This is a genomic window from Amycolatopsis sp. lyj-90 (assembly GCF_046549035.1).
Classification (GTDB): Bacteria; Actinomycetota; Actinomycetes; order Mycobacteriales; family Pseudonocardiaceae; genus Amycolatopsis.
The window spans coordinates 316,178-333,794 of sequence record NZ_JAJPWP010000001.1; the positions used below are offsets into that span (position 1 = coordinate 316,178).

Annotated in this window: 1 protein-coding gene; it reads left to right on the forward strand. The window is 72.2% G+C overall.

Going from position 1 to position 17,617, the window contains the following annotated elements:
• Window positions 1–20 precede the first annotated feature (20 nt).
• Complete coding sequence (locus tag ACLJPX_RS01405; RefSeq protein WP_410598328.1) at window positions 21–17,597, forward strand: non-ribosomal peptide synthase/polyketide synthase; 17,577 nt, start codon at window positions 21–23, stop codon at window positions 17,595–17,597.
• Window positions 17,598–17,617: the final 20 nt, after the last annotated feature.

The window sequence follows — 17,617 nt, forward strand, 5'->3', positions numbered from 1 at the left end:
CCTGGAAGGTGCGAAAGACGATGACCGTGCGAGACACGGCGGCCGCCACGGACGCCGAGAGAACCGCCGCCCTGCCGGAACTGTTCGCCGACAGGGTGCGTTCGGCCCCGGACGCCGTCGCCGTCGACGGCGAGGTCAGGCTGACCTACGCCGAACTGGCGGATCGCGCCGGACGGCTCGCCGCACACCTGCGACGGCTGGGCCTGCGGGCCGAGGACCGGGTCGGGGTGCTGATCGAGCGATCCGCCGAACTGGTCGTGGCGGAGCTGGCGATCGTGCTCGCGGGCGGCGTCTACGTGCCTCTCGACCGGCGGGCGCCGGACAGCAGGGTGCGGCTGACACTGGCCACGGCCGGTGTGTCGCTGGTGGTGACCGACCAGCCCGAGCGGTCCGCGAGCATCCACAGTGGACACGTCGTGATCGCCGGACAACCGCTTCCGGAGCCGGAATCGGCGCTGCCGCGGGTGGACGCCGACCAGCTGGCCTACCTCATGCACACCTCGGGGTCGACCGGGACGCCCAAGGGGGTGGCCGTCCGGCACCGTGACGTCGTGGCGTTGGCCACCGACAGCCGGTTCACCGGAGACGCGCACCGCCGGGTGCTGTTCCACTCGCCCGCCGCGTTCGACGCCTCGACCTACGAGCTGTGGGTGCCGCTGCTCAACGGCGGGACGGTGGTGGTCGCGTCACCGGGCGACCTGGACGTGGAAGCACTGCGGGGAACCCTGTCGCGGCACCTGGTCACCGCGCTGTGGCTGACCGCGGGCCTGTTCCGGGTCGTCGCGCACGAGGCGCCGGACTGCTTCCGCGGCGTGCGGGAGGTGTGGACCGGCGGCGACGTCGTCCCGGCCCCGGCCGTGCGGCGGGTGCTGCGCGCTTGCCCCGGTTTGACGGTGACCGACGGGTACGGCCCGACCGAGACCACCACGTTCGCCACGTCCCACCCCATGTCCTCGGTGGCCGGGGTCCCCGACGCCGTGCCGATCGGGCGCCCGCTCGACGGCGTTCGCGGACAGGTCCTGGATTCCGCGCTGAACCTGGTCCCGCCGGGAGAGCCGGGGGAGTTGTACCTCGCCGGGGCCGGCCTGGCGCGAGGCTACTGGGGCAAGCCGGGCGCGACCGCCGACCGGTTCGTCGCCGATTCCGACGTGCCCGGCGACCGCCGGTACCGCACCGGGGATCTGGTGCGGTACAACGAGAACGGTGAGCTGGAGTTCCTCGGCCGCGCCGATGATCAGGTCAAGGTCCGCGGCTTCCGGGTGGAACTCGGCGAGATCGAATCGGTGCTCGCCGCCGCACCCGGTGTGCAGGAGAGCGTTGTCGTCAGCCGCGAGGAGCGGCCGGGCGTCAAACGGCTGGTCGCCTACGTCGTCGCCCGTCCGGGCGAGGTGCTCGGGGATCTGAAGCAGGTCGCGGCCGCGTCGCTGCCGGACTACATGGTTCCGTCGGCGTTCGTCGTGCTCGACACGCTTCCTCTGAGCGCCAACGGAAAGGTCGACCGCCGCGCGTTGCCCGCGCCGCCGGAGGACCGGGTGGCCGGTGAAGCCGAGCCGCGGACGGAAACCGAACGCACCGTGGCCCGGATCCTGGGTGACGTGCTCGGGGTGAGCATCACCGCCACCGACGACGACTTCTTCGCCCTCGGTGGTGACTCGATCCTCGCCGTGCAGGCGTTGTCGCGACTGCGCCGGACTTTCGGTGCGAACCTGTCGGCGCGGGCGGTGTTCGACGCCCCGAACGTCGCCGGACTGGTGCGGCTGCTCGACGAAGCGCCCCGGAGCGACGAAATCGCGATCCCCGTCGCGGCGAGGTCGGACGTTCTCCCGCTTTCCCCGGCCCAGCGGCGGTTGTGGTTCCTCGACGAACTGACCGGTGGCAGCGCGGAGTACAACACCGCGGTCGGCCTCCGGTTGTCCGGTCCGCTGGATCTCGACGCCCTGCGCGGAGCACTGGCGGAGCTCTGCGCACGCCACGAATCCCTGCGCACGACCTTCGATTCCGTCGAGGGCGAAGGTGTCCAACGGATCGCGGACACGGGCGCGATACCGCTGCGGATCGCGGAGTCCGCCGCGGACGACGCCACCTTGGCGGAGGAGCTGAGTGCGCCGTTCGATCTGCGCACCGGCCCGCTGACCAGGGCCACGCTCTTCGCCCAGGGCCCGGACGAACACCTGCTCGTGCTGTGCCAGCACCACATCGTCACCGACGGCCGGTCGATCGGTGTCCTGACCGGCGAGCTGCTGGACTTCTACGCCGGGATCAGCCCGCCCGCCTTGACGCTGGGGTACCGCGACTACACGCTCTGGCGGCAGCGGTCCGGCAACGCGGATCAGCTGCGGTATTGGCGGGAGACGCTCGACGGCCTCGAGCCGCTCGCCTTCCCGGCCGACCGGCCGAGGCCGCCTCAGCGCGGCACCGAGGGCGCCGTGCACCGGCACGACCTGCCCGCCGAGCTGGCCGGAGAGCTCACCGCCGCGGGACGTCCGCACGGCGCGACGCTGTTCATGACGCTGACGGCGGCGGTGCAGGTCCTCCTGTCCGCTTACGGCGGCCAGCGTGACATCGCGGTCGGCACCGCGGTCTCCGGCCGGGACCGGCCCGAATGGGAAGCGCTGACCGGATTCTTCGTCAACACCCTCGTCCTGCGCTCGCAGGTCGACCGGACGCGGCCGTTCGCGTCCTTCCTCTCCGGCTTCCGGGAGACGGTGCTGGAGGCGTTCGCGCACGGCGACGTCCCGTTCGACCGCGTCGTCGACGAGGTGCAGCCTGAACGCGATCCGTCGCGAACGCCGCTGGTCCAGGCCGTCGTCGTCCTGCAGACCCCGCTCGTCAACCCGCGTGAGGTCGCGGGCCTGACGGTGAGCGAGTACGACCTGCCCCGGCCGTCGGCCCGGTTCGACCTGGTCATCGAGTTCTGGCCGCGGCCGGACGGCCTGCGGGTCACCGTCGAGTACGCCACCGCGCTGTTCGACAGCGAGACGATCGAACAGCTGACCGCGAGCCTGGAAGCCCTCCTCACCGGGATCGCCGCCGACCCCGGCCGCCCGGTGGGCGACCTTCCGCTGCTCACCGCGGCCGACCACCGGTCCCTGCCCGCGCCGGACCCCGCCCCGTCGATGACCATCACGCGGCTGTTCGACCACCACGTCGAGCAGCATCCGCACGCCCCTGCCGTGCTCTTCGGTGACGACAGCCTCGACTACGGCGAGCTGAGCGCCCGGGCCGATCGGCTCGCAGGACGGTTGATCGCGCTCGGCGTGCGCCCGGAAGACCGGGTCGGCGTGCTGATGGACCGCTCGGCCGACCTGGTCGTGGCGGTGCTCGGGATCCTCAAGGCAGGTGCCGCCTACCTGCCGTTGGACCTGCGCGCCCCCGCCGATCGCCTCCGGCTGCTCCTCGACGGCACGGCGGTCCTGCTCACCGACGTGACCTGGCACGACACCGCCGCCACCGTCCACAACGGACACATCCTGACCCTGCCCGCCACCGGGGACGCGGCCACGGTCGTTGCCGATCCCGCGAACCTGGCCTACGTCGAGTACACGTCGGGCTCCACCGGGGTGCCGAAGGGAGTGGCCGTCCGGCACGCCGACGTGGTGGCGCTGGCCACCGACCCCCGGTTCACCGGCGGTGCCCACGAACGCGTGCTGCTGCACTCGCCCCTGGCCTTCGACGCCTCCACCTACGAACTCTGGGTCCCGCTCCTGAACGGCGGCACCGTGGTCGTCGCGCCGCCGGGGGACGTCGACGCCGACGTCGTGCGGGAGCTGACCGCACGGCACGGCGTCACCGCGCTCTGGCTCACCGCGGGCCTGTTCCGGCTCTTCGCCGGTGACACCCCGGAATGCTTCCGGGGACTGCGGGAAGTCTGGACCGGCGGTGACGTCGTCCCGCCCGGGGCGGTGCGCCGGGTACTGGACAGCTGCCCCGGTGTCGCGGTCGTGGACGGCTACGGTCCGACCGAGACCACGACGTTCGCGACCTCGTTCCGGATGGCGTCCGCCGACGCGGTCCCCGAGACGATCCCGATCGGGACCCCGCTGACCGGCATGCGCGTCTACGTCCTCGACGAAGGCCTGCGCCCGGTCCCGCGCGGCGCGCTCGGCGAGATCTGCGTGGCCGGTCCCGGGCTCGCCCGGGGTTACGCCGCCCGGCCCGGCGCGACCGCCGACCGTTTCGTCGCCTGCCCGTTCGGCGCTCCCGGCGAACGCATGTACCGCACCGGGGACCGCGGGCGGTGGCGCGCCGACGGGACGCTCGAGTTCGCCGGCCGCGCCGACGACCAGCTCAAGATCCGGGGCTTCCGGGTCGAACCCGCCGAGGTCGAGAGCGCACTGAGCGCCGAACCCGAGGTGGCGCAGGCGGTGGTGACCGCGCGCACCTCCGGTGGCCGCAAACACCTGGTCGCCTATGTCGTGGCGGCCGACGGTTCCACAGTGGACACAGACGTGCTCCGCGGCACCCTCGGCCAAACCCTCCCGGACTACCTCGTGCCCTCGGCGTTCGTCGTCCTCGACGCGCTCCCCTTGAACGCCAACGGGAAGGTCGACAGGCGCGCCCTGCCGGAGCCGCGGTTCGAGTCCGCCGAGAGCGGGGGAACGGCGCCGAGGACCGAGCGGGAAGCCGTGCTCGCGGGAATCTGGGCCGACGTCCTCGGCCTGGACCGCGTCGGCGTCGAGGACAACTTCTTTGCCCTCGGCGGCGACTCGATCCTCAGCATCCAGGTCAGCGCGCGGGCTCGTCGGGTCGGGCTGGCGATCACCACGGCCGACCTGTTCCGCCACCAGACCATCGCCGCGCTCGCCCCGACCCTGACCGACGTCTCGGCGAAGCCGGACCAAGGGCCCGTGTCCGGGGACGTCGTGGCGACCCCGATCCAGCGCTGGTTCTTCGACACGATCCCCGACCCGGACCGGTTCGACCAGGCCATCACGGTCGAACTGGCCGCGGGCACCGACGAGGCCGCGCTCGCCACCGCCTTCGCCACGCTGATCGAGCACCACGACGCGCTGCGCACGAGGTTCACCCGCGACGGTGACCGATGGCGTCTGCACGTCACCGGTCCCGAAGCCGGGCATTCGCTGCTGCGCTGGTCGCTCTCCGGCCCGCCCGAGCGGCGTTTCCTGCACCTGTCCGCCCACCACCTGGCCGTCGACGGGGTGTCGTGGCGGATCCTGCTCGACGACCTCGACCGGGCGTACCAGCAGGCCGATCTCGGGCCGCGGACGACTTCGTTCCGCGAGTGGGCCGCACGGTTGTCCACGTTCACCGAAGACGGCGGCTTCGACGACGAACTGGAGCACTGGCGCGCGATCCCCGCCGTCGCCCCGATCCCCGTCGACGGGACCGGCGCCAACACCGTCGCCCGGACACGCGCGGTCACGGTCCGGCTGACCGCGGGGGAGACCAAGGCCCTGCTGCGGCAGGTGCCCGACGTCTACCGGACGCAGGTCAACGACATCCTGCTGACCGCGCTCGGCCGGACCCTGCGGGAGTGGACCGGCCAGGTGCCGGTGATCGATCTGGAAGGCCACGGCCGCGAGGAACTGTTCGACGGCGTCGATCTGTCGCGCACGGTGGGCTGGTTCACCAGCCTGTTCCCGGTGGCGCTCGACGTCCCGGACGACTGGGGCAAGGCGCTCAAAACCGTGAAGGAGCGGCTGCGGGCGGTCCCGCGACGCGGCATCGGCTACGGCGCCCTGCGCTACCTCTCCGGCACGGCCCCGGCCGTCGACCCGCAGATCAGCTTCAACTACCTCGGCCAGTTCGACCTGCCCGGCGAGCTCTACACCGGGGCGCCCGGCGAACTGTCCTTGGACGCCGACCCCGGCGGCGTCCGCCCGCATCTGCTCGACGTGGTCGGCCAGGTCACCGGCGACACGCTGGAATTCACCTGGCACTACGCGGAAGGCGTGCACGATCAGGCCACCGTGATCCGGCTGGCCGCCGGCATGCTGGAGAACCTGCGTGGACTCCTCGGGCACTGCGCCGAACCCGGCGCGGGCGGGCGGACACCGTCGGACTTCCCCTTGGCCGGCCTCGATCAGTCCACTCTGGACGGTCTCGTCGGTGACGGCCGGGACGTCGAGGACGTCTACCCGCTGACGCCGATGCAGGCGGGCATGGTGTTCCACGGGCTCGCCCAGCCTGGCGACCGGAACTACTTCGAACAGGTCTCCTTCGCCCTCGACGACGTCCCCGACCCCCACGCGCTCGGCGCGGCCTGGCAGCGGGTGGTCGAGCGCACGCCGGTGCTGCGCAGCCGGATCGTCTGGGAGGGAGTGCCCCGGCCGCTGCAGGTCGTGCGGCGCTCCGTCGAGGTCCCGGTGTCCTATCCGGACTGGTCCACAGTGGACTCCGAGGAGGCGATGCGACGGCGGCTGGCCGAAGACCTCGCCGAGGGCCTCGATCTGACCCGTGCCCCGCTCATGCGGCTGGTCATCGCCAGGGAATCCGCGACGTCGGTCCGCGTGATCTGGACCTTCCACCATGTGCTGCTCGACGGTTGGAGCGTCTTCGGGGTCCTCTCCGACGTCCTCGCCCTGCTGCGCGGCGACGAGCTGCCGACGCGGCGTCCGTTCCGCGACTACGCCGCCTGGCTCGCCGCGCAGGACGACGCGGCGGCCGAAACCCACTGGCGGGCCGAACTCGCCGGGGTGACGCCGACTCCGCTACCGGGTGACCGCGGAACCCGCGCTCACTCGGCCAGCTCGACCGCCCGGATCCCGATGGAGCTCGACGACGCCGCGACCGCCGGGATCCAGGCGTTCGCGCGACGGCACCACCTGACGCTCAACACCATCGTCCAAGGCGCCTGGGCGGTCCTGCTGGCTCGCTACAGCGGCGAGTCCGAGGTGTGCTTCGGTGCGACGGTGTCCGGCCGCCCGGTCGAACTGCCCGGCGCGGACGACATCCCCGGTCTGTTCATCAACACCCTGCCGGTGCGGGTGAAGCTCGACCCCGAGCGCGGCCTCGTCGACTGGCTGCGGGAACTGCAGTCGGCACAGGCGGAATCACGCCGCTTCGGTCACGTCGGCCTGCCGCGGTTGCAGTCCTGGAGCGACGACGGCGGCAGCCTGTTCGACAGCATCATCGTCTTCGAGAACTACCCGGTCGCGGATCTGGCGGGGTTGCGCGACGTCCGCGCGGACGAGCGCACCAACTACCCGCTCGGCGTCGTCGCGTACCCGGGCCGGCGGCTGTCCCTGCTGCTGACCCACGATCCCGCGCTGATCAGCCCGGAACTGGCCGGACGGCTCGCCGGGCACCTCGGAACGCTGATCCGCGGCTTCGCGGACGCACCGCACGAGCCGGTGACGCGGGTGCCGATGCTGGCCGAGCCCGAGATCCGGCACCTGCTCCGCGAGCGGAACGCCACCGCCCGGGAAGTGCCCGCCGGGACGGTGCCCGAGCTGTTCGCGGCGTGTGTGCGCCGGAACCCGGGAGCAGTCGCGCTGGTGACCGACGAGCGGACCGTCACCTACGGCGAACTCGACGTCCGCGCGAACCGGCTGGCGAACCGGTTGCGCGAGCTCGGAGTGCGGGCCGAAGACCGGGTCGCGGTGCTGATGGACCGCTCACCCGAGCTCGTCGTCGCCGAACTCGCGATCGTCAAGGCGGGCGGCGCCTACCTGCCGCTGGACCTGCGCGCGCCCGCTGAGCGGCTGCGGCTGCTGCTGAGCGAAGCCGGGGCCGACGTCGTCGTCGCCGACCAGGCTTGGCTGTCCACCGCCGAAGAGATCCACGACGGGGTGATCGTCACCGGCGCGGACGGCTCACCGGAGACCCCGCCCGCCGTGACGGCCGACCCCGAGCAACTCGCCTACGTCATCTACACGTCGGGTTCGACCGGGAAACCGAAGGGTGTCGCCGCCCGGCATCGCGACGTCCTCGCCCTGGCGGCCGATCAGCGCTTCGTGGCCCACGACCGGGTTCTGCTGCACTCGCCGCAGGCGTTCGACGCGTCCACGTACGAGCTGTGGGTGCCGCTGTTGAACGGCGGCACGGTCGTCCTGGCCCCGCCGGGCGACCTCGACGTCCACACTCTCGGCCGGGTGATCACCACGCACGAGGTCACCGGGGTCTTCATGACGACCGGTCTGTTCCGGCTCGTGGCGCAGGAAGCGCCGGAGATGTTCGCCGGCGTGCGGGAGGTCTGGACCGGCGGCGACGCCGTGCCCGCCGTCGCGCTGCGCCGGGTCCAGGACGCGTGCCCGCGCACCCTGGTCGCCGACGTCTACGGCCCCACCGAGACCACGACCTTCGCGACCGTGCACCCGCTGCCCGGCGAGATCCCCGACGTCGTGCCGATCGGGGCACCGCTGGACAACACCCGCGGCTATGTCCTCGACGACGCCCTCCGGCTCGCCCCGCCGGGCGCCCCGGGCGAACTGCATCTCGCCGGGGCCGGGCTCGCGCGCGGCTACCTTGGGCGTCCCGGGCTGACCGCCGACCGGTTCGTCGCGGATCCGTTCGGGCCGCCGGGGGAGCGGATGTACCGCACCGGCGACGTCGTGCGCTGGAACGACGACGAGGCCCTCGAATTCGTCGGCCGGGTGGACGAACAGGTCAAGATCCGCGGCTTCCGCGTCGAACCGAGCGAGATCGAGGCCGCGCTGGGCGAGCACCCGGACGTCGAACAGGCGGCCGTGCTGGCCCGCGCGGACGGCGGCGTGAAACGGCTGGTCGCCTACGTCGTCGGCGAAACCGAGGGACTCGGAGAGTTCCTGGGACGGACCCTGCCGGACTACATGATCCCGGCCGCCTTCGTACGGCTGGAGAAGTTCCCGGTCAACGTCAACGGAAAGCTCGACCGCACCGCCCTGCCCACCCCCGACTTCGGGGTCCGCGACCACGTGGCGCCGCGGACCGACCGCGAACGCGTGCTCACCGGCATCTGGGCCGAGGTGCTGGGCGTCGAACGGGTCGGCGCGACCGACGACTTCTTCGAACTGGGCGGCGACTCGATCCTCAGCATCCAGGTGGTGTCGAGGGCCCGCCGCGCCGGGCTCGAACTGCTCCCCGGCGACCTGTTCGCCCACCGCACCCCGGCGGCGCTCGCCGCCGCGGCGCGCACCGCCACGGAGGCGGTCGAACGCGGACCGGTCAGCGGCGACGTACCGCTCACCCCGATCCAGCGCTGGTTCTTCGCGACCCAGACCGCCGATCCGGGGCACTTCCACCAGTTCGTCCACTTAGGACCCGAAAGTATCGATCCCGCCGCGGCCCGCAAGGCCGTGGACGCGCTCCTCGAGCACCATGACGCCCTGAGGATGCGGTTCACCGACGACGGCCGGAGGCAGGAGAACGGTCCCGTCGGCGCCGAGACACCGCTGATCCGCCTCGACATCTCCGAGGGCGACGTCACCCTCGCCGTGCACCACCTCGTCGTCGACGGCGTCTCCTGGCGAGTCCTCGCCGAGGACTTCGACCGCGGCTATGCCCAGGCGTTACGGGGCGAGCCGATCAACCTCGGGCCGCGCACGACGTCCTTCCGGGAGTGGGCGATCAAGCTCGCCGAGCACACCGCCGACGGCGGATTCGACGACGAACTGGCCTACTGGCGCGGACTTCCCGGCGACACCTCGATCCCGGTCGACGGCGAGGGAGAGGCCACGGTCGCCTCGATGCGCGAGGTCACCGTGCGGCTTCCCGAGGCGGAGACCGAAGCGTTGCTGCGGGAAGTGCCCGCCGCCTATCGCACGCAGGTCAACGACGTCCTGCTGGCCGCGCTCGGCCGCGTGCTGCGGGACTGGACGGGCCGGGTCCCGGTGATCGACCTGGAAGGACACGGGCGCGAGGACCTGTTCGACGACGTCGACCTGTCCCGGACGGTCGGCTGGTTCACCAGCGTCTTCCCGGTCGCGCTGGACGTCCCGGACGACTGGGGTGTCGCGCTGAAGTCGGTGAAGGAGGGGCTGCGGGCGGTTCCGCGACGCGGGATCGGCTACGGCGCCCTGCGCTACCTGGCCGGGACCGCACCGGAGATCGACCCGGCGGTGAGCTTCAACTACCTCGGGCGGTTCACCTCGGGCAGGCTGGAATCCGACGAGAGCGAACGTTCGGCGCGAGCGCATCTGCTCGACGTCGTCGGCCGCGTGGAGTCCGGCGAACTCGAACTGACCTGGTACTACACCGACGGCGTCCACCACGAGTCCACTGTGGACGAACTGGCCACGGCGATGCTGGCGGCGTTGCGGGAGATCGTCGCGCACTGCGCCGCCCCGGGGGCCGGCGGGCGGACCCCGTCCGACTTCCCGCTGATCACCCTCGACCAAGCCACGGTGGACGCCCTGGCCGGTGACGGCCGCGCGGTCGAGGATCTCTACCCGCTCACGCCGATGCAGGCGGGAATGGTGTTCCATTCCCTTTCCCAGCAGGAAGAACGGCTCTACTTCCAGCAGGTCGGGTTCGTCCTTGAAGGCGCCGGTGACGTCGGGGCGCTGGTCGGGGCCTGGCAACGGGTCGTCGACCGCACGCCCGTGCTGCGCACGCGGGTCGCCTGGGAGGGCGTGCCGGAACCCGTACAGGTCGTGCGGCGGAAGGTGACCGTCCCGGTCACCCGGCTCGACTGGCGTGGCCATACTCCCGCTGGACAGGAGCGGTTCTGGCAGGAGGTCCTGGCCGCAGACCGTGCCGAAGGGCTCGACCTGGCCGGGGAATCCTTGCTGCGGCTGACCTTGGCGCGGCTTTCGGACACGGAAGTCCGCGTGCTGTGGACGTTCCACCACCTCCTGCTCGACGGCTGGAGCGTGTTCGGGGTGCTGTCCGACGTCTTCGCCGCCTACGCCGGGAACGAACTGCCCGAGCGGCCGCCCTTCCGCGACTACGTGGCCTGGCTGGACCGCCAGGACGACACCGAGGCGGAACGGCACTGGCGCCGCGAACTCGGCGACTTCACCGCTCCCGCCCGGCTCACGGCTCAGGACCACACGAGCCGGTCGGCCGAGTGGCTGCGGGTGCCCGTCGAGAGCTCCGCGCGGCTCAAGGACGCCGCGCGGAAGGCGGGACTGACGATGAACACCGTCCTGCAGGGCGCGTGGGCGCTCGTGCTGTCCCGGCTCACCGGCGAACGCGACGTCTGTTTCGGCACCACCGTGTCCGGCCGTCCGGTCGAACTGGCCGGTGCCGACGACATCACCGGCATCTTCATCAACACGCTGCCGGTGCGGGTCGCCACCGAGCGCGCCCCGGTCGCGAAGTGGCTGGCGGAGTTGCAGGACAGGCAGGTGGAATCGCGCCGGTACGGGCATCTGCCGCTGACGAAACTGCAGGCGTGGAGCGGAAGCGACGGCGGTCTGTTCGACAGCATCGTCGTCTTCGAGAACTACCCGATCGACGCCGCGACGAAGGAGTCGGACGGGTTGCGCTTGCGCGACGTGGACGCGGCCGAAACGACGAACTACCCGATCAGCGTCGTCGCCTCGCCGGGGGAGCGGCTGACCCTCGACGTCGGCTACGACACCGAGGTCTTCGACACCGCGACGGCCGAGCGGATCACGCGGCAGCTCCTCGGCGTGCTCGACGCGTTCGCGGAGGACCTGAACCGCCCGCTCGACGGCATCGATCTGCTCACCGAGGCCGAACGGCTGCAGATCCTCGGCGACTGGAACGACACCGCGCACCCCCTGCCGGAAGGAAGTCTCGCCGAGCTCTTCGCCCGCCAGGTCGCGCGCACTCCCGGCGCGGTCGCCCTCACCGGCGACGACGTCCACCTGACGTACGCGGAACTGGACGAGCGCGCCGACCGGCTCGCCCGGCATCTGGCCTCCCTCGGCGCCGGTCCCGAAACGGTCGTCGGCGTGCTCATGGACCGCTCAGCGGACCTGGTCGTCGCCGAACTCGCCATCATCAAGGCCGGCGCGGCCTACCTGCCGCTGGACACCCGGGCGCCCGTGCCGCGGCTGACGATGTTGCTGGACGGCGTGCCGATCCTCGTCACCGACCGGGCTCGTACCGCTTCCGCTGTCCACAAGGGACAGATCGTCGTCCCCGACGGCCGGACCGCGGACGTGGCGCTCGCCCCGGCGTCGCCGGACAACCTCGCGTACGTGATGTACACGTCGGGTTCGACGGGGAAGCCGAAGGGTGTGGCGGTCCGCCAGCGTGACGTCGTCGCCCTGGCGGCGGACCGGCGGTTCGTGGCGCACGAGCGGGTCCTGCTGCACGCGTCGCCCGCCTTCGACGCCTCCACCTACGAACTCTGGGTCCCGCTGCTCAACGGCGGCATCGTCGTCGTGGCACCGCCCGGCGACCTCGACGTGGACACCCTCCGGCGCGTCATCGCCGGGTACGAGATCCACGGGGCGTTCTTCACCGCCGGTCTGTTCCGGTTGCTGGCGCAAGAGGCGCCGGAGACCTTCCGCGGCATGCGCGAGGTCTGGGCGGGTGGCGACGTCGTCCCGGCCGCCGCGGTCCGGCGGGTGCGGGAGGCGTGCCCGGGCACGGTCGTCGTCGACGGCTACGGCCCCACCGAGACGACGACCTTCGCCACCTCGCACCGCATCCCGGACGACGTTCCCGGCGTCGTGCCGATCGGGAAGCCGCTCGACAACATGCGCGCCTACGTCCTCGACGCGGAGCAGCGACTCGCGCCGCAAGGCTCGCCCGGCGAGCTGTACATCGCCGGGGCCGGGCTCGCCCGAGGGTACTTCGGCGATCCGGCGCTGACCGCCGACCGGTTCCGGCCCGACCCGTTCGGCCCGCCGGGGGAGCGGATGTACCGCACCGGCGACCTCGCCCGCTGGAACCCGCGCGGAGAACTGGAGTACACCGGCCGCGCCGACGAGCAGGTCAAGGTCCGCGGCTTCCGGATCGAGCCCGCGGAGATCGAAACCGCGCTGACCGCCCATCCCGGTGTCGGCCAGGCCGCCGTCCTGACCAGGCAGGACCAGGGCGTCAAACGGCTCGTCGCCTACTACACCGGCGACGCGGACGGCCTCGCCGGATTCCTCGGGCAGACCCTGCCGGACTACATGGTCCCGGCCGCGTTCGTCCGGCTCGGCCGGTTCCCGCTGACCGCCAACGGGAAGATCGACCGGCGCGCCCTGCCCGCCCCGGACTTCGGCGACAAGAGCGCCCGGACCGCGCCGTCGACCGAGGCCGAACGGGCCCTCGCCGGGATCTGGGCGGACGTCCTCGGGGTCGCGGAAGTCGGCGCCGAAGCCAACTTCTTCGAGCTGGGCGGCGATTCGATCCTCAGCATCCAGGTCGTGTCGCGTGCCCGCCGCGCCGGGCTGATCCTGTTGCCGCACGACGTCTTCCGGCATCCGACCCTCTCGGCGCTGGCCGCGCACGCCGGTGGCGACACCGGGCCGCTGGCCGAGCAGGGGCCGGTCACCGGGATGGCGCCGCTCACCCCGATCCAGCACTGGTACTTCGCCACCCAGCCGGAGCGGTTCGACCAGCGAGTAGTGCTGGAGTTCACCGAGGACGTCGACGAGGCCGCACTGCGCCGCGCGCTGGAAACCGTCTGGGCGCACCATGACGGGCTGCGGCTGCGGTTCGAGCGCGGCCAGGGCCAGCACGGCGAACCGGTCCGCGCGGTGGATCTGCTCACGGACGGGATCGCGTTCGACCTCGAACGGGGCCCGCTGCTGGCGGCGGTGCTCGACGGACGGCGGCTGACGCTGGCCGCGCACCACCTCGTCATCGACGGCGTTTCCTGGCGGATCCTGCTGGAAGACCTGGAAACCGCCTATCGCGGCGGCGAACTCGGGCCGAAGACGACGTCGTACCTGGCCTGGGCCCGGCGGGTCGCCGACCATGCCGCCTCGGGTGGTTTCGACGACGAACTGGCGCACTGGCAAGGAATTCCGGCGGTGCCGGCCGACGATCCGGCCAGGATCGCCGACACCGGCGAAGTGACCGTCCGGCTCACCGCCGAGGAGACCCGCGCGCTCCTGCGGGACGTGCCCGAGGTCTACCGCACGCAGGTCAACGACGTCCTGCTCGCCGCCTTGGGCCGTGTACTGCGGGACTGGACCGGGCAGACCCCGGTGATCGACCTGGAGGGCCACGGCCGCGAGGAACTGTTCGACGACGTCGACCTGTCCCGCACGGTCGGCTGGTTCACCAGCATGTTCCCGGTGGCGCTGGACGTCCCGGACGGCTGGGGCGCGGCACTCAAGTCGGTGAAGGAACAGCTCCGGGCCGTGCCACGGCGGGGGATCGGTTACGGCGCCCTGCGCTACCTGACCGGCACCGCGCCGGACATCGATGCCCAGGTCGGCTTCAACTACCTCGGCCGGTTCGACGACGCCGAGGAGGGCGCGTTCCGGACCGGCGCCCTCGACGCCGACGTGGACCCGGCCGCGTCCGCCGCCCACACGCTCGACATCGTCGGCCGCGTCGTGGCCGGGACGCTGGAGCTGACGTGGGCGCACGTCACCACCCGGCACCCTCGTGACACCGTCGAAGACCTGGCGGAACGGATGCTGACGGCCTTGCGCGAGATCATCGCGCACTGTGCCGCACCGGAAGCCGGTGGCCGGACCCCGTCGGACTACCCGCTGGCCGCCCTCGATCAGTCCACAGTGGACGCCTTGGTCGGCGACGGCCGCGCGGTCGAGGACGTCTACCCGGTCACGCCGATGCAGGGCGGGATGGTGTTCCACGGGCTTTCCCAGACCGCGCAAGGCATGTACGTCGAGCAAGCGACGTTCGTCCTCGAAGGTGTCACCGACCTCGACCGGCTCGCCGACGCGTGGCAGCGGGTCGTCGACCGGACGCCGGTCCTGCGGACGGAGTTCGTCTGGGCCGGGGTCGAGGAACCCCTGCAGGTCGTGCGCCGCGAGGCACGGCTCCCGGTCCGCCTGTTCGACGAGCCCGGTCAGGACCTCCAGCGGCTCCTTGCCGAGGATCGCGAACAAGGGCTCGATCTCGCGGCCGCGCCGCTGATGCGGGTGGCGCTGGCGCGGTTGTCGGCGACCGAGGTCCAGGTGCTGTGGACGTTCCACCACGCGCTGCTCGACGGCTGGAGCGTCTTCCACGTCCTTTCCGATGTCTGCGGTGCCTATGCCGGGCAGACCCTGCCCGCCAGGCCTCCGTTCCGCGACTACCTCGCGTGGCTGGACGGCCTGGACCGGACCGACGCCGAACGCTTCTGGCGCCGGACCCTCGCCGGCGTCGAGGGGCCGACCCCGGTTCCCGGCGACCGGGTGCCCGCGGCCGGGCACATCGCCTGTTCGTCCGACTGGCTGCCCGTCCGGCTGGACGAGGCCGCCACCGCCCGGCTCGACGCGTTCGTCAAACGCCACGGCCTCACCCCCAACGCGGTCCTGCAAGGGGCCTGGGCGCTGCTGCTCGCGGCCTACAGCGGGCAGGACGACGTCGTGTTCGGGTCCACCGTCTCCGGCCGCCCGCCCGAGGTGACGAACGTGGACGAAATCACCGGCATCTTCATCAACACGCTGCCGGTCCGGATCGGGATCGGCCGCGGCACCCGGGTCGCCGAGTGGCTCGCGGATCTGCAGGCGGGGCAGGCGGAGGCTCGCCGCCACGGACATCTGCCGCTCGCGCTGGTCCAAGGCTGGGCGGACCTGCCAGGGGGAGTGAACCTCTGCGAAAGCCTGGTGGTGTTCGAGAACTATCCGATCACCGACGCCGAAGCCGGGCACGGCCTGACCGTGCGCGACCTCTCGGCGCGGGAGACGACGAACTTCCCGCTCACCGTCGTCGCCTCGCCGGGCCGTGAGCTGACCGTCGACCTGGGGTACGACCCCGCCCTGTTCGACGCCGCCACGGTGACCCGCCTGGCCGGGCATCTGCTCACGCTGCTGCGGGAGCTGGTCGAAGACGGCGATCGCGCGGTCGCCGCGGTGTCGATGCTGAACCCGGACGAGGAGCTCCTGCTGGCGGAGTGGACGGAAACCGGTGCGGAAGCCCCGGCCCGGTCGCTGCCGGAGTTGTTCGCCGAGCAGGTCCGCGCCAGGCCCGACGCGGTCGCGGCCGTCCTCGACGGTGAGCAGGTCACCTACGCCGAGCTGAACCGGCGAGCGAACCGGCTGGCCAACCGCCTGATCGGGCTCGGCCTGCGGCGGGAGGAACCGGTCGGTCTCGCCACCGGCAGGGCGGGCACCGTGGTGGCCGAGCTGGGCGTGGTCAAGGCGGGCGGGGCCTACCTCCCGTTCGACACCCGTGCCCCGGCGGAACGCCAGAAGGCACTGCTGGACGGCGTCCGGTTCGTCGTCTCCGACACGGACCACCCGCACAGCATCCGGCTGTCCTCCGTGGACGACGAGCCGGACGGTGATCCTTCCGTCGTCGTCGATCCCGACCAGCTGGCGTACGTCATGTACACCTCCGGGTCCACCGGCACGCCCAAGGGCGTCGCCGTCCGGCATCGTGATGTCGCCGCACTGGCCGGGGACAGCCGGTTCCGCGGCGGGGCGCATGAACGTGTCCTGCTGCATTCCCCGGCGGCCTTCGACGCCACTACCTACGAAATGTGGGTGCCGCTGCTCACCGGCGGCCGCGTCGTCACCGCGCCGGAGGGCGACCTCGACGCGCACCGGTTGCGGACCTTGATCCGCGAGCACGGCCTGACCGGGATGTGGCTCACCGCGGGCCTGTTCCGGGTGCTGGCGCAGGAAAGCCCGGACTGCTTCACCGGCCTGCGCGAGGTGTGGACCGGCGGCGACGTCGTGCCCGCCGAAGCCGTGCGGCGGGTCCTGGGCGCCTGCCCGGGTCTGCGCGTCGTCGACGGGTACGGCCCGACCGAGACGACCACCTTCGCCACCGCCCACCCGATGGACGAGACGGTCCCGGACCGGATCCCGATCGGCAGGCCGCTGGACGGGATCGTCGCCCGCGTCCTGGATTCCGGCCTGAGTCCGGTCCCGCCGGGAGTGCCGGGGGAGCTGTACCTCGCCGGGGCCGGACTCGCTCGCGGATACCGGAACCGTCCCGGCCTGACCGCCGACCGCTTCCTCGCCGCCCCGGCCGGACAGCGCATGTACCGCACCGGCGACATCGTCCGCTGGACCGGCGAAGGCACTCTCGAGTTCCTCGGCCGGGCGGACGACCAGGTGAAGCTGCGGGGGTTCCGCGTCGAACCCGGCGAGGTCGAGGCCGTGCTGGCCCGGCATCCCGCCGTGACCCAGGCCGCCGTCGTGGTCCGCGAGGACCAGCCCGGCTTGAAGCAGCTCGTCGCCTACGTCGTCTCGGACGCCGGCGAAGAGACACTGCGCGCCTCCTTGGCCGGGGCGCTGCCCGATTACCTGGTGCCGTCGGCGTTCGTCGCGCTGGACCGGATCCCGGTCAGCGCCAACGGAAAGCTCGACCGGAAGGCACTGCCCGCCCCCACCGCGGCGGTTTCCGGGCACGTCGAGCCGGAAACCGAAACCGAACAGGCGCTCGCCGGGATCTGGGCCGACGTGCTCGGGGTGGACCGGATCGGCGCCGACGACAACTTCTTCGCACTGGGCGGGGATTCGCTGCGAAGCCTGCACATCGCGGCCAAGGCCAGCGCCTTGTTCGCCGTCCGGCTCACCCCGGCCGACGTCCTGACCGCGCGCACCGTCGCGGGACTGGCCGGAACGGTCGAGGAACTCATCTTGGGCGAGCTCGAAAACCTCGCCTCCGAAACCGAAGCGTGAGGACGCCACCATGACCTCGT